Origin of the sequence: Wenyingzhuangia fucanilytica (genome assembly GCF_001697185.1) — a bacterium.
In the GTDB taxonomy this organism is placed as follows: Bacteria; Bacteroidota; Bacteroidia; order Flavobacteriales; family Flavobacteriaceae; genus Wenyingzhuangia; species Wenyingzhuangia fucanilytica.
Window position 1 is genome coordinate 2,689,590 of sequence record NZ_CP014224.1, and the last position, 18,138, is coordinate 2,707,727.

At 31.1% G+C, this 18,138-nt stretch carries 18 protein-coding genes; all 18 read left to right on the plus strand.

All coding sequences use genetic code 11. From position 1 onward, the window contains the following. Window positions 1-11: 11 nt before the first annotated feature. The 18 genes from AXE80_RS10835 to AXE80_RS10915 all read left to right on the plus strand — a co-directional run bounded on the left by AXE80_RS10835 (window position 12) and on the right by AXE80_RS10915 (window position 18,137). Window positions 12-842: a hypothetical protein gene (locus tag AXE80_RS10835; protein WP_068827170.1), complete on the plus strand. Its 831-nt coding sequence runs from the start codon at window positions 12-14 to the stop codon at window positions 840-842. A 220-nt stretch (window positions 843-1,062) separates the two neighbouring features. Next, complete coding sequence (locus AXE80_RS10840) at window positions 1,063-1,890, plus strand: DNA adenine methylase (protein WP_068827172.1); 828 nt, start codon at window positions 1,063-1,065, stop codon at window positions 1,888-1,890. A 70-nt stretch (window positions 1,891-1,960) separates the two neighbouring features. Continuing rightward, window positions 1,961-2,557, plus strand: coding sequence for a hypothetical protein (locus AXE80_RS10845; protein ID WP_068827173.1), 597 nt, complete (start codon window positions 1,961-1,963; stop codon window positions 2,555-2,557). 389 nt (window positions 2,558-2,946) lie between these two features. Further along, window positions 2,947-3,888 (plus strand): hypothetical protein, encoded by a 942-nt coding sequence (locus AXE80_RS10850; protein WP_068827175.1) that lies wholly within the window; start codon window positions 2,947-2,949, stop codon window positions 3,886-3,888. A gap of 1 nt (window position 3,889) precedes the next feature. After that, complete coding sequence (locus AXE80_RS10855; RefSeq protein WP_068827177.1) at window positions 3,890-4,213, plus strand: hypothetical protein; 324 nt, start codon at window positions 3,890-3,892, stop codon at window positions 4,211-4,213. Beyond that, complete coding sequence (locus tag AXE80_RS10860) at window positions 4,213-4,836, plus strand: hypothetical protein (RefSeq protein ID WP_068827179.1); 624 nt, start codon at window positions 4,213-4,215, stop codon at window positions 4,834-4,836. Before AXE80_RS10855 ends, AXE80_RS10860 begins: the two co-directional genes overlap by 1 nt. Further along, entirely contained in the window at window positions 4,829-6,544 is a 1,716-nt protein-coding gene (locus tag AXE80_RS10865; protein ID WP_068827181.1) for a hypothetical protein, read from the plus strand. Before AXE80_RS10860 ends, AXE80_RS10865 begins: the two co-directional genes overlap by 8 nt. Window positions 6,545-6,908: 364 nt before the next feature. Beyond that, window positions 6,909-7,178, plus strand: a complete 270-nt coding sequence (locus AXE80_RS10870; protein ID WP_068827183.1) for a hypothetical protein — start codon at window positions 6,909-6,911, stop codon at window positions 7,176-7,178. Continuing rightward, window positions 7,178-8,563: a hypothetical protein gene (locus AXE80_RS10875; RefSeq protein WP_068827185.1), complete on the plus strand. Its 1,386-nt coding sequence runs from the start codon at window positions 7,178-7,180 to the stop codon at window positions 8,561-8,563. Before AXE80_RS10870 ends, AXE80_RS10875 begins: the two co-directional genes overlap by 1 nt. Continuing rightward, a complete protein-coding gene (locus AXE80_RS10880; protein ID WP_068827187.1) occupies window positions 8,560-9,531 on the plus strand; it encodes a DUF6712 family protein in 972 nt (323 codons plus the stop codon). Before AXE80_RS10875 ends, AXE80_RS10880 begins: the two co-directional genes overlap by 4 nt. Then, window positions 9,528-10,430: a hypothetical protein gene (locus tag AXE80_RS10885; RefSeq protein WP_068827189.1), complete on the plus strand. Its 903-nt coding sequence runs from the start codon at window positions 9,528-9,530 to the stop codon at window positions 10,428-10,430. Before AXE80_RS10880 ends, AXE80_RS10885 begins: the two co-directional genes overlap by 4 nt. Continuing rightward, on the plus strand, window positions 10,417-10,869 hold the full coding sequence (locus AXE80_RS10890) for a hypothetical protein (protein ID WP_068827191.1): 453 nt from the start codon (window positions 10,417-10,419) through the stop codon (window positions 10,867-10,869). Before AXE80_RS10885 ends, AXE80_RS10890 begins: the two co-directional genes overlap by 14 nt. Window position 10,870: 1 nt before the next feature. Next, window positions 10,871-11,362: a M15 family metallopeptidase gene (locus tag AXE80_RS10895; RefSeq protein ID WP_068827193.1), complete on the plus strand. Its 492-nt coding sequence runs from the start codon at window positions 10,871-10,873 to the stop codon at window positions 11,360-11,362. 58 nt (window positions 11,363-11,420) lie between these two features. Beyond that, a complete protein-coding gene (locus tag AXE80_RS10900; protein ID WP_068827195.1) occupies window positions 11,421-12,056 on the plus strand; it encodes a hypothetical protein in 636 nt (211 codons plus the stop codon). Window positions 12,057-12,279: 223 nt separating this feature from the next. Then, window positions 12,280-12,447 (plus strand): hypothetical protein, encoded by a 168-nt coding sequence (locus tag AXE80_RS14390; RefSeq protein WP_157359396.1) that lies wholly within the window; start codon window positions 12,280-12,282, stop codon window positions 12,445-12,447. An 85-nt stretch (window positions 12,448-12,532) separates the two neighbouring features. Further along, complete coding sequence (locus tag AXE80_RS10905) at window positions 12,533-12,901, plus strand: hypothetical protein (RefSeq protein WP_068827197.1); 369 nt, start codon at window positions 12,533-12,535, stop codon at window positions 12,899-12,901. Next, entirely contained in the window at window positions 12,901-16,041 is a 3,141-nt protein-coding gene (locus AXE80_RS10910; RefSeq protein ID WP_068827201.1) for a phage tail tape measure protein, read from the plus strand. Before AXE80_RS10905 ends, AXE80_RS10910 begins: the two co-directional genes overlap by 1 nt. Further along, window positions 16,038-18,137, plus strand: a complete 2,100-nt coding sequence (locus tag AXE80_RS10915; RefSeq protein WP_068827204.1) for a PKD domain-containing protein — start codon at window positions 16,038-16,040, stop codon at window positions 18,135-18,137. The genes AXE80_RS10910 and AXE80_RS10915 overlap by 4 nt, the downstream gene beginning before the upstream one ends. Window position 18,138 lies beyond the last annotated feature (1 nt).

Genomic DNA, 18,138 nt, shown 5'->3' on the forward strand with positions numbered 1-18,138 from the left:
TAAAATCAAAAATGGCTTATATATCAAAAAACTTAAACAGACCATCAAAAAACAGTGCTGGTACTAGAGAGAAATTCAACACTTACGTGTCGTTTGTTCCTTTAGATGTTATTAAAAAAGACCCAGAGACCGATGATAACGGCGTTAAAACTGTAGAAGACTTGGTTTTAAATGCGGGGGAATATGCAGAAAAAATATATGCATCTCCTTCTAGTATTAAAATCACTAAAACATCTGATGGTGATGAAGATGCTATTGGATGGACAACTGGTGTAGAATTTTCTCATCCTGGTGATGAACTAGAAAAAAACGAGTTTGAACAAAACAGAACCAACGTACCAGGTATTATTATTGTAGGTTTTAACCAATGTGGACCAAACCCTTTTGCTAAAATTATTGGAGATTGTTCTGCTCCTGTTTATTTAAAAGTAGAAGGGCAAAATGATAATGAGGGTACTAAAAGTTTATTCAAGTTTGAACAAACTGTAAAATCTACAAGCGTACCTAGATTTCATTATGGAAACATCCCTTTTGAAACACCTGTAGATACTGTAGCTGCCGATGCTACTACTATAGATGCTAGTGCAGGAAATGGAGAATATCAATTACAAGATGGTTCTGCTAGTGCAGCTACCATTGATGCCTTTACCAATGTTACAGAAAGTACTGTAATTACCTTAAAAGGTTCTGGAGGAACAAATCCTTCTGTAGTAAATGCTGCTACAAATATCTTGTTAAAAGAAGGAGCAAGTTGGACAGCCAACTTAAACGCTACACTTACCTTAAAAGCATTTAAGAGTGGTGCAGCTAGTTATACCATGATTGAAGTTAGCCGAAGCTAGTTTTTTTTGTTTTTTAATTTGGAAAAAGCTGTTGCTATTATTTGTAACAGCTTTTTTTTAGAGGATAAAATGTCCTCAGATTTTTATTTAGTCGCCAAACCAACATAAAAAGAAGATGCTACAAAACACCTACTGAGGACAAAAGTCTTAGAGGTTTTCTGTAGCATTTTTATGTTATGGTTTGGCTCTTACAAATATATAACTAAATAAATTAATACGAATGAAACAATTTAAAACAGCTCCATTACCATTTATGGGGCAAAAAAGAGGATTTATAAAAGCTTTTTCAAGAGCATTAGACGAATATCCCAAGAACGCTATATATGTGGATTTATTCGGAGGAAGTGGTTTGTTATCTCATACTGTTAAGCGTAAATATCCCAATGCAAGTGTGGTTTATAATGATTTTGATAATTATAGAAGACGTTTAGAAAACGTACCTAAAACCAATTTATTAATAGCAAAACTAAGAACTTTAACCAAGCATTTAGAACGCAAAAAAAAGATTCCATCATACGATAGAATTAAAATTTTAAAAGTAATTGAAGCCTTTGAACAAAAACATGGATTTGTAGATTACATTACCATTAGTGGTTGTTTGTTGTTTAGTATGAATTATGTTGAAAGCTTTGAAAAACTAAAAGCCCAAACTCTTTACAATAGAGTTCGATTATCTAATTATAATGCAGATGAATATTTGGATGGGTTAGATATTGTTTGCGAAGATTACAAAAGACTTTTTCATAGATACAAAAACATGACTAATGTGGTTTTTTTAATAGATCCTCCTTACCTATCTACAGAAGTTGGAACGTATAAAAACTATTGGAAACTTACTGATTATTTAGATGTGTTAGATACACTAAGCAATACTAGTTACTTCTATTTTACATCTAACAAAAGTAATATTGTGGAACTATGCGAGTGGATAGAAAAAAAGAGTAAATCTGCTTCTCCTTTTAACGGAGCTGTTATTCAAGAAACCACCAACCATATGAACTATAATTCTAAATATACAGATATTATGATTTATAAAAAGATGGATTGATTTTTTGTAACGTAAATAATTACTAATTAAGTTTTTAATATTTATATATTTGCGTTTTTAAAATTTTGTTATGGATATTGATTGGTATAAGTTTTTTTATAACGACTACATGGTTGAGTTGTTTGGTGGGTTAATTTTTTCTTGTTTTACACTTTTTATGATTTGGTTTTTAAGACCTAAAATGGGTATTGCACCAAATATTGCATCAAGACCAATCTCAGATTTCAACCATGCTGAAGAATTAAAAAACAAACTAGATAATGTTTATTCTATAAAAATAATGAACAACTCTAGGATATTTAAAGTTTTAGATTTAAAATTTGAAATGTCTATTTTAATACCAGAGTCTTCACCTAAAGGGCAAAATTACGGTATTAAAAAAATTAATTTAAAAAGTGATAGAATGTGGAGTTTAGAAAGAAAACCACTATTTACTAAAGGTAAAACCGAAAAAGCTAACTATGCATTAATAATCACTGTAGACCATTCACATGATTTAATTGAATTGTTAAAAAAATATGGAGGTAGTTATTATGAATTAAAGGTAATTGCAAAAAACAATTTTAGTGGTATTACTACGATAAAGACAGAACCCTTTACAGACCCTACATCTATAGAAAAAGGACGTTATTATTTTGGAAATACTTTCGAAATAAAAAAATGTTAATAGGAAATTAATTACATTTATATATATTTGTATCAAATACGCAGGGAAAAATCAATTAAAATCCAAACAAAATGAAAAGAGATATCACTAATTTTTAATGAAAAAATTAATTTTAACCCTTTAAAAAGTAAACATAAAAACCACTCCTAACCGAGTGGTTTTTTGTTTCAGCACACTTATTTCTGCTAAATGCACGTTTACGCACTTTTAAAAAGTGCCTACACAAACTCAATAAAAACAAGGTTTTAAGCCTTGTTTTTTGCTTTTAGCACAAAAGCACAGTTTTTTGTACTGTTACAGGTAGGTGTTGTTTATGTGCAGTTAAACAGCTTGTCCTTTTCTACATTATAGGTTGGTTTTATATTCGTTAAGAATCATAAAATAAGACCATGGAAGCTAAAATTATTAAATACTTTAAAACGGACAGAACCTTTGCAGGTGGTAAAGCATTGTACAGCCAATGTGCAAATAAAAATCGTTCTATAGAGCGTTCTTTAAACACCATGACAGAAACACCTGCTAACATAGAAATGTTACAGTATCAACTTTGGAAACTTACTGGTAAAAATGATAGAGTACGTTTGGCTATGATTAACAAGCCTGTACAAGCAGAAGTAAAAGTGGTTAAAATGCCAACTCCTTCAGAAGCCTTTTTTACCAAACTGCAAACGGCACAAACTCCAGAAGAAGCAAGTGCTATGTTAGCAGACTGCCCTTTAGAAAAAGAGGAAGCTTTAAAATTAATTGAGGAACGAATTAAGGCTCTTATTCCTGATGAAATTATTGCACGTGATGAATCTATCCAAAACAAAAGATCGGATTTGTTAAAAGCATTAGAAGAAAGCGATGAATTAACCAAACAATCTATTAAGCTAAGAGAACAATTTCCATTTTTAAAAGGAAAAAATTATCCAGATGCTTATAAAATTTTAACTGCAGATTTAGTTACTGCTTATGCAGAATACAAAGAAAATCACAAAGATTTATTTAATGTTACTACAGAAGCAGAACGTTTTGAGGTTGCTAAAAGCGTGGTAGATCCTTACAAGGAAAATAAATTGATTTGGGAAGAATTAGAACACTTCCAAGCACACGGAAAACCATTAGGTAAGCATCCTATTTTTAAGGAACTAGCTTATAAAGAAGAATTAAGAAATAAATCTGCAGATGATTTATCTAAAAGATTAACTAATGTAATTGGTTACATAAACAGAAACAAAGCCAAAGCAGAAGCTTCTACAGGTAAAAAGCAACAAGGTTACTTAGATAAAGTTGAGCAATACACAGCAGAAAAAGCATTTATAGAAGCTTTACTAAAAAACAGAAAGTAACATGGCTAATTTACCAGAACTTAAAATTAATATCAGTGAAGAAGACATTCGAGAAGTTACTCGTTTGTCTTCTTTAAATTATGGTCCTGGAGAAATAGCTGTTTGTTTAGGTTATCCTAAAAAAACTTTTAAGCGTTTGGCATTAGATCCTAATACAGAAATAGGAAAAGCTTATTTAAAAGGTCGCTTAGATTCTAAAATTGATGCAGATGATTCTTTGTATAAAGAAATGCTAAAAGGAAATGTTACTGCTACCCAAACCCACATTAAACGTTCTGAAACTTTAGACTTTGAGAACGCAAAAGCACAAATATTCGATTTATAATGAGAAAGGATTCCAAACTAGAAGGTTTACACCACGAAATTTTAATGGATTGGATTACCTCCGAAAAAACGGAAAGTTTAGATCCAGAAATGGTTGAGTATTTAACCCAACTAGACAAATGCCGTGGTTGGCATTATTCTCTTAAAAACGAAAACTACATTATTAAGGCTTTAATGGCCGAATATCCAAAACTTACCAGAACTGCAGCCAAAACTAGATATGTAAATGCAATGAATTATTTCTATGCAGATACAGAAATTAAACAGGAAGCATATATAAACATGTATGCTCAAGATTTAGATAGAATTAAAGAATTAATCATTCTTACAGCTAAAGCACCAGAACAGGCGGTATTAGCTGTAAAACCAATTAAAGAAGCTGTTTTGTTACGTGGTTTATTAAAAGATAAGAAAGAAGCGTTACCTGCTCATTTGTTTGAGCCACAACAGCCTATTATAGTTATGGATTCTAACTTATTAAGTATTCCTAAAGTAGATAGAAATGTGTTAGCTGCCCAAATAGACAGTTTTCAAAATGTAAGCGTAAAAGATAAAGACCGCCTTAAAAGAGAAAGTGGTTACACTCCTTTTGAAGTAGAAAAAGCCATAGAAACAGATGAGTAGAAAAACCAAAATAAACACAGATGAAGATGGTTTAAAACTTCATTTTGCCAATGTATTATCTGTAGTTATAGAAATGTTACAACCAAAATTTCTATACATTATAGTAGGTCGTGGAGGAGCAAAAACCACAGAAATACTATGTCGTAGGTTTATACGTGTGTTTACAGAAATGCCAGGTTGTTACGTAGCCTTGGTAGGAGATACTTACATGAACTTAATGAAAAACGTGGTGCCTTCTTTATTGGAAGGATTTGAGCGTATGGGTTTTGTAGAAGATATTCATTATGTAGTAGGAAAAAGACCACCTTCTCATTTTAAAAAACCTTATAAAAATCCTCAGAACTGGAAACATACTATTACATGGCATACAGGTGCACATGTAAAATTAGTTTCTATGGATAGACCATCTACAGGAGCAGGAGATTCATATCAACATTTAGGAGGTGATGAAGTAAAGTATATTCCAGAAAAGAAAATAAACAAATTAACCCCTGCAATTCGTGGAGAACACGTTCGTTTTCAAAACTCTCCATTATACAGAGGTAGAAGCTTTACTACAGATATGCCAAACCCAAACCACCGTGAACACGATTGGATTAAAGGCATGAAAAAGAACATGAATAAGGAGCAGTTAAAGTTAATGTGGGAATGTGCTAATGTTTTAAATGAAATTAGAATAGAACACTACCATGCAACCAAACAAAACAATCCAAAAGCCATTAGAAACAAAAAACGTTTACTAGATCGTTGGCAGGCTTCTTTTGATAAAATAAGAAAAGATTCTACTTTTTATTATGAAGGTTCTTCTTATGTAAATGCAGATGTTTTAACAGAATCATTTTTTAAGGACCTACTAGATACTATGGATTTTAGAGAAGTAAAAACCTCTGTATTATCTATAGAGCCAAAACTAGAAAAAGGGCAAATGTTCTACCCTAATTTAACAGCTAAGAACTTTTATAAAGACAGTTATAATTGGAGTTTTTATGACAAACAAGAACTTACTTCTGGAGGAATTATTCAAACAAGTTTAGGTTTAAAACACATACAACATAATCAGCCATTAGAAGTAGGTTTAGATCCAGGAGGAAATATGTGTTCCTTGGCTATTGGTCAGTCAGAAGGGAATGAGGTTTACAGAGTTTTAAAATTCATGTATGTATTATCTCCAGAATATTTACCAGAGCTTGGTGCAAAATTTAGAACATACTTTGCTAATCATCAAAAAAAAGAAGTACTAGCTTGGTGTGATAGAAAAGCAAACGCATATCAAAACGTTGGAGAAGATGAAGCTTCAAAATTTAAAAAAGCAATTGAATTTGATGCTGATGGAATTGCTACAGATTGGACTTGTACAATAATGACAAGGCATCAAGGTACTATTTACCACCAACAAGAATATGAATTAATGCTTTATATGTGTAACGGAACCAATGGTTTGCCATTGCTAAAATTACCTGATAATGATGAAGGGAAAGAATTAAAATCATCTTTAGAAAAAGCACAAACAATAATTAAAGAAAATAAAGAGGGTAAAAAAACCATTCATAAATTAAAAACTTCAGAAAAACTTGCTTTACACCGTTTGCCATTAGAATCTACCAATCCATCAGATGCGTTAAAATATTTGGTATGTAAGGAAGAACACTTAAATAAAATAAAAGGTGTTTTTTCTAAACCATTTTCTAATGCTTTAGACTTAGGTTAATTTTTTTTCTTTTATCTAGTTATTTAAAACAAATCCAAACAGGGAGACTTTTATTCTCTTTTGGTTGGATTTTGTGCTTCAAAAACATAAGTAAATCTTATAAGAGACTGTAAATCAACAAACAAACCCTTTTGTTTTTTTCAATCCAAGGCAGATTGTAACAAAGTTGACCGCCCCGCTCAGAGCTGTATATGCATGTGCACGCTTGTTTTTTTCTGAGATATATGACGAGCCTAATGTTTACAGGGTTTTGTGCTTTTTTACAAGCCAATGCTACCATATTTTAAAATGGGGAGCTTTTTTATAAAACAGGGTATATTTTACTGTCCTTTTGTTAGCTCCCCCCCTGCACTATACTTGTAGTATGGATGCACAAGTAATACAAAGAGGAGAAGCTATAAGACAAATGAAATTGCTCACCAAACAAGGTGTTCCTTTTTCATTTTCTTTTTTTAGTTACGATGAAACCAGAGGAATAAGCAGAGGAGAAATAAAAGTTCCTGCTGCCCTTATTAGAAGCAAGAGCCAAACCAATAGTGTTTTATTGGAATATGTAGATGTTGTGCAACAACAGAATAAGAAATGCTACGAGTGTTTACTAATGACCTTTGAAGGTAAAAACATATATATATAATGGAGAATCAAGTAATAGACTTAACCCCTTCTCATTCCTTAATTACCCAAGGAAACAATGCAGGTTTGTTTGAAGTAATGAGCCGTGAAAACAAACAAGAAACCACCAATGATTCTTCTATTAAAGACTATATGTCGTGGTCTGAAAACACTATAGATGTAGATGGTTTTTGTGTAATTCCTTATGGTAAAGACAATGCTTTGGATAAAGAAATACAGGAGGTTGTTTTTGGAAATAACATTGCTCCTAGATCATTAACCAAAAAGGTTTCTTTATTGTTTGGCCAAGGAGCAGAACTATATAAAACAACAAGGCTTAAAGGTAAAGTAATACGAGAATATGTAGAACATACAGAAATACAGAAATGGTTAGATCAAAATGATTATAAAGATATTATGCTTTGTTCTGCTGTAGATTTTTACTACACAGAAGGCTGTTTTTTTAAGGTAAGAATATCAAAAAATAATAGATCTAACAAAGGAGCTTCTATTACCAAAATTCCCACTATTGAATATTTAGACTTAACAAAATGCCGTTTGGCTTATAAACGTGGTGCTTCAGACAAAAAGCCAACCCATGTATTGGTTGGAGACTGGAACAGTAGTTACACAAACAAGTATGTTGTATATCCTTTGTTTGATGCTAAAGAACCTACCAAACACAAAACAAGCATATACTATTCTAAATTTAAAAGCTTTGGTATTGATGATTATGCTATTCCAGATTTATTAGGAACATTACCTTGGATTAAAAGAGCAAGTGCTATTCCTTTTATTTTAGAAGCCTTAACCAACAACTCATTAAACCTAAAGTTTCATATAAAATCACCGCAAAAATATTGGGATAGTATAGAAGATCAGTTAAAAAAGAAAGCTGAACTAGAAAACAAACCTTACAATCCAAAAGACTTAAAAGATTTTAAGAATAAAGTATTTAAGGAAATTACTGATGTATTATCTGGAGTAGATAATGTTGGTAAATTTTGGCACTCTGTTAAATCTATAGATGCTAATGGTGTAAAAGTTTTAACCCACGATTGGGAAATTGTTCCTATTGAGCAAAAAACAAAAGATTTTGTAACTGCTCAGTTAGATATTTCTAAACATGCAGCTTTTTCTACTACAGCAGGTTTAGGATTACACAATGCATTAGCAGGAGTTGGAGCCGATGGTAAATCTGATAGTGGTTCAGAACAAATTTACGCTTACAAAAATCACATTCTAACAGAAACTCCTTTACCAGAAATGGTTATTACCAAAATTTGGAATATAGCCATTAAACACAATTGGCCAGAAGCCAACTTAAAAGTAGGTTTCTACCACCATATGCCAGAGAAAGAAGAAGATTTAACAGCAAGTAACAGACATAACGCACAAGGATCATGAAAATAGTATTTGATAAAAACGAAAAAGGTTCAGAAGAACTAAAAAGCCTATTAGGTTTTGTAAGTGCAGATTTTAATTTTAACAACCTAAACACAGATATTGAACACGCTACTTATGATGTTATTGATGTAATTGGTTCAGATATTTATAATTTAATTACAGATACTTATTTAGGGGATGAACCTTTAGAAGAAGCAGAGCAAGCACAAAAGACCAAATATGCTAAAGTAATGGCTTTGGTGCCAAAGCTACAATTGCCTATTCTTTGTTTTGCCTTGTTAAATTACGAAGCTAACAATGCTGTTTCACACGATGGAAATGGTCGTTTAACTACTGTAGGAGAAACTGAAAAACTTCCATACGAATGGATGATTGCTCGTGATGAATCTACCCAACGCAAAAGAGCCTACAAAGGTTTAGATATTTTGTTGCGTGAGTTAGATGCATCTGAATTACCAGAATGGACAGATTCTGATGAATACAAAGCAAACAAAGCATTGTTTATAAATTCTGTTAAAGATTTTTCAAAAATCATTAAAACCTTTAATTCTTACCATTTATTGCTTAGGCTACAATCTTTTATGGAAGATATAGAGCAAAGTTGCATTTTACCAATTATTACTGCTTCTGTATTTAACGATTTAAAGACTAAAATCAAATCCAATAATTTAGAACCTGCAGACAAAACATTGCTTTTTTTAATTCAAAAACCAATAGCCTACAAAGCGTTGGCAGATGGATATCAGGTATTGCCCTTAGAAATGTTTCCTTATTCCGTAGATGGGCATAAAAAAAAGATGGCCGATAATTCAGAAGATAAAGAGAAGCAAATTCATTTTTTAGAAACTAAATACAAATTCCATTTACAAATATTAGCAGATGAAATTGCCAAATTAAACCAGGTAGAAGTAGTTGTAGATCCAATGCCGATTTTGGAAAAGAATAACAAATTCGTAGACTTATCATGAATACAATAGAGTTTCCTAAAATAAACCTACAAGTAGATTTACCAGAGTATATTGATGAATTTACGTACCACCAATATTTAAAATATTGTGAGTTAATGGTCATGTTTCAAAACAAAGAAATTTCTTTTTTTGAACTTAAAGTATTGTTATTATACCATTGTTTAAATATGGTGGTTGATGATAAAACCAAACTATCAGAAGCAGAATGCCAAGAAAAAAACTATAACATTTATGTAGCTACTACTTTGTTAGATAATTTATTTAACATAGAAACAGATGGTAATAAAATTAGAGTTACTCACAGCTTGTTATTTGTAGATAACAAAATAAAAAGCATTACCCATAACAATAAGATTTATATAGGGCCAGATGATTTATTTTCTAACATCACTTTTATAGAACATATTGAAGCTACATATGCATTTTCTCAATATGCACAAACCAAAGATGAATATTGGTTAAACACTTTGGTTGCTATTCTTTACAGACCACAAAAACCAGATACTGAAGAAAACAGAATATCAGGTTTTGATGGTGATAAAAGACTACCCTTTTATCCTGCTACTGTAGAAGCCAGAACAGAAGAATTTAAAACCATACCATTCCATGTAAAATATGGTGTGTTTTTATGGTTTTGGGCTGTAGAAGAATTTATTGCCACTGCTACAGAATTAGATGTAAAAGGCCATAAATGTGATATGACTGTAATATTTAATGCAAAAGCTAATAAACAAAAAAGTATTGGTATGCCTGGTGTCCTTTTCTCATTGGCAGAAACACGCGTATTTGGTAACAGAAAAGAAACAGAGCAAGAACCTTATTTAAACATATTGCTCAGATTGTATCAAAACCACATAGATATAGAAAACGCAAAAGCCAAAAACAATGTTAAAAATTAACGAGTTATCTAGTTTTATAGAGTTTGTAAAAACTAAAATTGAATTTAGCGATGATTTATTTATTGTTGATGATAAGGATTTTAGTAAAAAATCAAGAGATTTTAAGACTACAAAAATTGGTTTATTGGTGGTAATTCCTAGTTCTTCTCCAAACAGTAAAGATGTAGATCAGATTGAATTTAAAGATTTATGTAGTTTTTATTTTCTTAAAAAGCAGACTGATAATGATGGAAACAAAGCTTTTTTAGAAAAACTTTCCTTGTGCCAAAACAAAGCCATAGAATTTATTGAGTTAATTCAACAAATACAACGTAACGACTTTGGTTGTATTGATGGTTTTGAACAAATAGAATTTCCAACATTAGACGTTAACCCAGTATCAAACTTTAATGGTTATTGTGGTTATTCCTTAGATTTTTCACTAATCAATCCTATATAAAATGGCACACGACAACATTACACTACAAAGAATAGAAAAAGCACATCCTAAAATTAGAGAACAATTAAAAGCAGACTATTTAGAATGTAATAATAATATTTTAGGTAAAGGAGTTAGGTTGCGTTTTTCTTGCGTAGATAGAACTCCAGAAGAACAAAATAAATTATATGCACAAGGTAGAACTTTACCAGGTGATATAGTTACTTGGGTAAAAGCTTGGTTTTCTTATCACCAATACGGATTAGCTTTTGACATTGTGTTGTTATATGATAACGATGGAAATGGAACATTTGAAGAAGCTTCATGGGATCTATTAAAAGATGGTGATGGTGATAAAATTGCCGATTGGGAAGAATGTATTTCATTTTTTAAAGCAAAAGGCTATGAAACTATACCAAATGACAAACCCCACTTTCAAAAAACCTTTGGTTATAAATGCAAAGAATTAATAAGGCTAAAACGTGACCGTGATGGTTATGTAATTTTTAAATAAAAGTGAAATAAAAACTAAACCCAAATCCATTAGACTAATACAAAAACCATCTATACAAATGAAAAACGCAATCCTAATCCTAACAACCTTGCTACTATTAGTAAGTTGTAAAATCACCAAAGAGACAACCAGTAAAAGTCTCCAGGAACAAAAAGAATTTTTAAAAGATACTGCTACTACCAACTACAAATCTGTAGATACTGTTAAAGTGGTACAAAATAATTCTAAAACTGTAAACCAAAAAGAATCTAAAACGGTTACAGAAACCACAACTCCACCATCTAAAATAAAAGGAGCTGTAGACAATACACAACCTATAGATCAAACCATAGATACCGGTACTTTACTAGTAAACCTAAAAACCATTAATGGTAAACTACATTATACTATAGAAGAATTACAAGCTACCAAACAAACCAAAGAAGTGTTAGAAACCTCTTACCAAAGTTTGCAAACAGAATACCAAGAATACATACAGAAAACCCAACAAAAAGAAACCGAGTACCAGGCTAAAATAAAAGAACTCACTACTAAAATACATATCGATACTACAAGTAAAAAAACCACCACACAATGGACTGCTTATACTTATGTGTTTTTTATACTTACCTGTGTTTTTGCCTTTGTACTTATTGGTGTTGGTTATAAAAAAGTAAAAGATTCTTTTTTACTATGGAAAAATAAACGGTGGTAATTTACTTATAAGTTAACCATAAAAAAACCTCACTTAAATTAAGTGAGGTTTTTTAGTTTCTTAAATAAAGAACCAATTTTACCAATTGCCATATAGCTTCACATATAATATAAATTATAATGAGTTTACTTATATCTTTTAGAATATGTATGAATTTAATTTTCATTGTTATTGCAAGTTATAAGTTTTTTATATTTATTATTCATTTAAAACAAAATTAACTATGGGAGAATTTACAGCATTTGGAATTGTGATTTTTATTGCAATAATTGTTTTTTTAATTTTTAGAGATTTAATGTTATGGTATTGGAAAGTTCCTAAAATTTTAAAAAACCAAGAAAAAACAAACGAACTCCTTCAACAAATTTTAGATAAAGAAAAATCTTTGTAATCTTAAAATCTATTTAAAACCACTCCTAATAGAGTGGTTTTTTTGTGTCCTTTTGTTTGCTCCGTTCCTACACTATAATTGTAGTATGGATATTAGCAATAGAAATCAATCAATCATAGAAAAACGTTACATCCGTAGCACATTGCAACGTGCAGGAAATCGTATTGCTACAAGGCAACAACAAGTATTAAATAAAACAAAAGGAATTCCTAAAAATTTATTACAACGCAGAACCATTACGGTAACAGGTGTAGATACGTTAAGCATGGAGCATTTACTCACTCAGCGTTTTATAGATATGAAAAGATTATCCAATGTTAAAAACCCATTACACGCTCCTATTCACAATAAAATAATTATGGGAGAATACCAACGAGTTATTAATGAGTTACAGTTTGGTTTAACAGAAGATGTTAAAAACAAAATTGCAGGTAACTTAAATATTGAAATCTAATGGCTACAAAAAAAATAACCGACGAAATTTTAAAGTTAGATATTGTTGTAAATGGAAATGCTGCACAAAAAGAACTGTATAAATTAGATGAAACAAATCGTTCTATTTCTCAAACTCAAAAAGATTTACGTGCTGAAAAAATAAAACTACTTGCTGCAGGTAAAAAAGAAAGTGAGCAGTATAAAACTATTTCTAAACAAATAAAAGACAACAACAAAACTATAAGAGAAAACAAAACTCGTATGGGTGAGTTACGTAAAGAAATAGGAATAACATCTTTAACATCCAAACAATTAACGGCACATCAAAAAGAATTACGTTTTGCCTTTGCCAATGCTACACCTGGTACCAAAGCCTATAAAGATTACGAAAAACAACTAAAAGAAGTTAACACACAGGTAAATAAGTTAAAACAAGCTAGTAATGGAACAGGTGGTGTTGTTAATAATTTAAAAAAACACATTGGAAGTACCGGTACAGCTTTAATTGGTTTGGCTAGTGTTGGTTCTGTTATTGCTTTAGGTAAACAAGTTTATAATACTACACAAGAAGTAATAGAGTTAAGGCACGAAACAAAACTTTTAACAGATTTATTTGGTAAACCTTTAGACAATGCTGTAGCTAAAACCAAAGCTTTAGCAGATACTTTTGGTACAGACTATAAAGAAAATTTACTAGCAGCAAACGCCATTACAGAAGCTTACCAAGTAGATTATATAAAAGCATTAGAAGTAATAGAAAAAGGATATTTAGCAGGAGCAAATATATCTGGTGACATGTTAGATCAGCTAGAAGAATATGCTCCTTTAATGCGTGAAGTAAATTTACCTTTAGAAGATTTTGTTGGCTTATTAACTCAAGCCAAAAAAGAAGGTGTTTTTTCAGACAAAGGATTAGACACTATTAAAGAAGGAATGCTTCGTATTCGTGAAGGTGTGGATGGAGCCAAAGATGGATTAGAAGGCTTAGGTATTAATTCCGATGAAGTTTATAAAAAATTACAAACAGGTAGTATTAACTATTTAGATGTAATGAAACTAATATCACAGCGTTTGGGGGAAGTTGGAGACCAGTCTCCAGAAGTGGGTGCTGCTATTGCTAATATTTTTGGAGGAGCAGGAGAAGATGCTTCTTTACGCTACCTAAAAGCTTTAAAGGACATTGATACCAATATCAATAATTTAATAGATAGTACGGATGAAATCACCCAATTAAGACAAGAAGAAATTTCAGTTAATGAACAATTAAATCAAAGTTGGATTAACCTTAGTTCAGCAGGTGGATTTTTAAATCGTGTAATGGTATCTGCAAAAGGTGTTTTAGCTGATATGTTAACTAGTGTAAACGACACTTATTATGCTGCTAACAGACTAAAAGAAGTTACCGGACAAGGTTATTGGTCTGGTTTGTTTACCAAAGGTTATGAAGATTTAGCAAATTGGGCAGTTGAAATGCGTAACATTAGAGAGGAAGCTACCAAAGGAGACGAACCTTTAAAAACTTTAACTACTCATTTAGAAAACATCAATACACAAATAGCTAAAGAAGCTGAGTTAAATGCACAATCTGGTAAACGTTCTAAGGTTGCTCAAAACCAACGTATAAAAGAATCTGCTAACAGAATAAAACTTTTGCAAGATGAAGCAAAACAAACCGCAATAGCTATTGATGAATTAAATAAAGTTGAAGAAGAAAAAGCTAAAAAACGACTTGAAACAAGACATGATTTAGAAAAAAGAGCAACAGAGTTAAAAATTTCTTTTACAGAAGGAATGTCTAATGTTGAATTGCAAAATTTAATTAATAAAGAAAATAAAAGATTAAATATTGTAAGAGAAGCCTCTAAAAAAGAAGCCGATGCTAAAAAATTATTATATGCCAATGCTTTAAAAACAATTGATGGTTTTATAGAACAACAAACAAATGAGCAAATTGCCAAGAGTAAAAAAGGCTTAGATAAAGATTTATTCAATATTCAACAAAAATATGCCAAGCAGATAGAGTTGGCTAAAAAGAATGGTATTGATACTGCAGAATTAATACGATTACAAGGAGAAGAAGAAACTGCTGCTAAGCTTGCTCAAAAACAAAAGGAAGATGAAGTTTTAAAAGCTTTTGAAGAACAACAACGAATTTCTAAAATAGAACTAGATGCAGAAAACCGTGCTTTAGATGCAGCTACAGATGAAGAACGAACTTTAATTCTTCTACAAAAAACAAGAGATGTTGCTAATGCTCAAATAGAAATAGAACGAGAAAAACAATTAGAAATTTTACGTTTAAATGGTGGAACACTTCAACAAATAGCAGATTTGAATGCAACGTTTGACAAACAAAAAGAAATCACCAATAAAAACTATAACAAAGCGGTTCAAGAGCAAGACAAAAAAACTAGTCAAAAAAAGGAACAATTATTAGCCGATGAATTTGGAGCTACAGCAACATTTTTTAATGGAGTAGGTCAAATGCTTGGAGAAAATACAAAAGCAGGTAAAGTTGCTGCTGCTGCACAAGCAACAGTAAACACTTGGCAAGGTGTTACTCAAATTTGGAAGAACGAAACCACGCTTCCAGAACCTTTTGGTACCATACAAAAAATAGGAGCAACAGGTATTGCTTTGGCATCTGGTTTAAATGCAGTTAGAGCTATTAATTCTACCAATGATAAAGTTCCTGGATATGAAACTGGTAAATATAATTTTACTCGTACTGATGGTAAAGTGTTTAATGCAGGAGTTTCAAATAGTACTGCTACACAAATGGTAACAGAACCCACCTATTTTTCTAACGGAGGTTATTTGGCAGGAGAAAACGGTGCCGAAATGATAATAGATAATCCTACTTTAAGACAATTACCACAAGAAACTATAGATAATATTTATATAACTCACCGTCGTGTGCGTGGTTTTGAAACTGGAAATATAAACACTACAGCAAACCCATCACCTTCAGCTAATGAAAACACTACTCAAAAACTAGAATCTATTATGCAGAACCAAACCATGTTTCTGCAATTATTATATAACAAGTTAGATGAAGGAATTAATGCTTACCCTGTTTTTGGTTACTCTCAAGTAAAAGACATGGATAAAATTAGAGCCGAAATAGAAGCTTCAACCCAAAAAGGAAAATTATCATGATAGATATTATATCAGCCCCAAAACCGCAAGAGCTTTTTCAAAACACAGCTCCATTACCAATTGAAATTCGTTCTACTCTAGGAGCAGATCATTATTTTGTAGCAACTATTTTGGTTGATTCAGTAGAATATGATGTACAAACTGTATCTAAACTAGATGATTACAACGCTACTATAGATTTACAAAACGTAATAGAATCTATTTTTATACAAGATTATATTCCTGTTTCATCATCAACAGAAATTGTAGAACTACCAAATTTAATTAAACAAGTAAACATTATTATTAAAGAGTATATAAGAAGTTCTAATACATTGGTAAACACTTTAGAGTTAGATCCTTTTAAGGTCATAAACTCCGAACAGTTACAAAATATAAATTTAGATAACTCTCAATTTTTAAGTATTTATGACAAATACATTAAAGTTCCTGTAGATGGAGTGTTAATGCTTCCTTTTTTCGCCAAAACAGCCTGTACACTAAAGTTAGTTAAAAATGATATTGTGATTTTTAGTCAAACCTTAATTGATATTTATAGTATTTATGCTTTAAATATAAATTTAAAAGCTTTGGAAATTATTGAGTCTGATAATGTTTATGTAGAGTTAAACAGCACTAACCAAAGCTATCATAAGTCCTTAGATTTTACCAATCAAACAGGCTACACTCCTAGTAAGTTAGTAGTAAAAAACAATTTCAATGCATGGGAGTATTTCTACACATTTGGAAATCCTAAAGATACTGGAGACTTAGACCATAAAACTTTAAAATTATCAGACTCTGGTCAGTTATTAAAATATAGAGTAAACAGTACTCCCAAATATTTACTGAACTCTGGCCATTATCACACTTCCTATTCATCTGTAATAAATAATGTTTTATCAGCATTAGATGTACTTTATTATAAAAATAATGAAGCTATAAATGTTGTTATTCAAAACAAAAAAAGAACTGAAGTAAAGGAACGTAACCATTACTATTTTACCGAATTTTTGTTAGATGACAATCATGTTGTTGTGGTTAATAACTCCAACCAATTTAGAGTAGCACCAAGTTTGGTTAATATTAATGTTTCTGGTTTAGAAAACGAAGCTTTAGAAATTACCAAAGCAGAAATTTTAGCTGCTTATAATGGTACAGGGGCTATTAGTATTACTTTTCCTGTACTACACAATAAAGGAACTATTAACGTACATCAAACTTCAGGAGTTTCTGAGGTAAGTAATTCAACCACTTATCTTTTAGCAGATTTTGAAAAAATAGTATTAACAGGAATAGGTTTTGGAGACCCATATACTATTTTAAAATTCAACATTCAAAACACAGAAGGGTTAAGTAATACTGCGTCTATATACTTTAAAATTGTAGATAACAATCCCTCAAGTTTACCCCCATCTATTAGTATGGCTGATGAAGTAGATGTTTATGTAGATGCAAATTCTAAAACGATTACAGCTGTAATAACAGATACAGAAGGAGATGGTTTTTCTATGATATGGACACAAAACAGTGGACAACCAATAACAATGAGCAATACAACAACATCTACTTTACTATTAACTAATTGGACAGGTGCTGGGGAATATGAGTTTTTATTAACCGTTACAGATGTTAGAAACAAAACAAGTACAAAAACAGTAAAATTAACAGTTATGGAATATAAAATAAATGTAGCAGCTAATAAAGGAGGTTTGTCTGTTTATGGCGGACAACCAGGAGAAACAGCAAAATTTAAGGTAGAGTTTGGATATGATGCCATACTGATTGGAGATATAAGTAGTACTGGAGAATCTGAAACACGAAGAATTTTATTTAATGGCGTGGAAATAGGAAGAGTTAAATACACTATGGGAGAAGGTTCTCCTATTTTAATTAAAACAAACGGAACATTAGTGTTTGAAATAGAAGATACGTTTGATAGTGATGGAAAAATAACAAAATCTCTATATAATGATGGAATTGAGACATCAAAACCTGATGTTAAATTTATTCTTACAGGAATTATTTCGGTTGAGTCTGCTACAGGTTCTGATACTGTTTGGGGAAACCAACCATCTATGTATTTTAAATTTTTGTATAACACTACAGCTTTTTAAC

Excerpts from the sequence above, each read along its gene's own strand:
- AXE80_RS10835 (WP_068827170.1), top strand. The coding sequence starts at position 12 with ATGGCTTATATATCAAAAAACTTAAACAGACCATCAAAAAACAGTGCT.
- AXE80_RS10840 (WP_068827172.1), top strand. The coding sequence starts at position 1,063 with ATGAAACAATTTAAAACAGCTCCATTACCATTTATGGGGCAAAAAAGA.
- AXE80_RS10845 (WP_068827173.1), top strand. The coding sequence starts at position 1,961 with ATGGATATTGATTGGTATAAGTTTTTTTATAACGACTACATGGTTGAG.
- AXE80_RS10850 (WP_068827175.1), top strand. The coding sequence starts at position 2,947 with ATGGAAGCTAAAATTATTAAATACTTTAAAACGGACAGAACCTTTGCA.
- AXE80_RS10855 (WP_068827177.1), top strand. The coding sequence starts at position 3,890 with ATGGCTAATTTACCAGAACTTAAAATTAATATCAGTGAAGAAGACATT.
- AXE80_RS10860 (WP_068827179.1), top strand. The coding sequence starts at position 4,213 with ATGAGAAAGGATTCCAAACTAGAAGGTTTACACCACGAAATTTTAATG.
- AXE80_RS10865 (WP_068827181.1), top strand. The coding sequence starts at position 4,829 with ATGAGTAGAAAAACCAAAATAAACACAGATGAAGATGGTTTAAAACTT.
- AXE80_RS10870 (WP_068827183.1), top strand. The coding sequence starts at position 6,909 with ATGGATGCACAAGTAATACAAAGAGGAGAAGCTATAAGACAAATGAAA.
- AXE80_RS10875 (WP_068827185.1), top strand. The coding sequence starts at position 7,178 with ATGGAGAATCAAGTAATAGACTTAACCCCTTCTCATTCCTTAATTACC.
- AXE80_RS10880 (WP_068827187.1), top strand. The coding sequence starts at position 8,560 with ATGAAAATAGTATTTGATAAAAACGAAAAAGGTTCAGAAGAACTAAAA.
- AXE80_RS10885 (WP_068827189.1), top strand. The coding sequence starts at position 9,528 with ATGAATACAATAGAGTTTCCTAAAATAAACCTACAAGTAGATTTACCA.
- AXE80_RS10890 (WP_068827191.1), top strand. The coding sequence starts at position 10,417 with ATGTTAAAAATTAACGAGTTATCTAGTTTTATAGAGTTTGTAAAAACT.
- AXE80_RS10895 (WP_068827193.1), top strand. The coding sequence starts at position 10,871 with ATGGCACACGACAACATTACACTACAAAGAATAGAAAAAGCACATCCT.
- AXE80_RS10900 (WP_068827195.1), top strand. The coding sequence starts at position 11,421 with ATGAAAAACGCAATCCTAATCCTAACAACCTTGCTACTATTAGTAAGT.
- AXE80_RS14390 (WP_157359396.1), top strand. The coding sequence starts at position 12,280 with ATGGGAGAATTTACAGCATTTGGAATTGTGATTTTTATTGCAATAATT.
- AXE80_RS10905 (WP_068827197.1), top strand. The coding sequence starts at position 12,533 with ATGGATATTAGCAATAGAAATCAATCAATCATAGAAAAACGTTACATC.
- AXE80_RS10910 (WP_068827201.1), top strand. The coding sequence starts at position 12,901 with ATGGCTACAAAAAAAATAACCGACGAAATTTTAAAGTTAGATATTGTT.
- AXE80_RS10915 (WP_068827204.1), top strand. The coding sequence starts at position 16,038 with ATGATAGATATTATATCAGCCCCAAAACCGCAAGAGCTTTTTCAAAAC.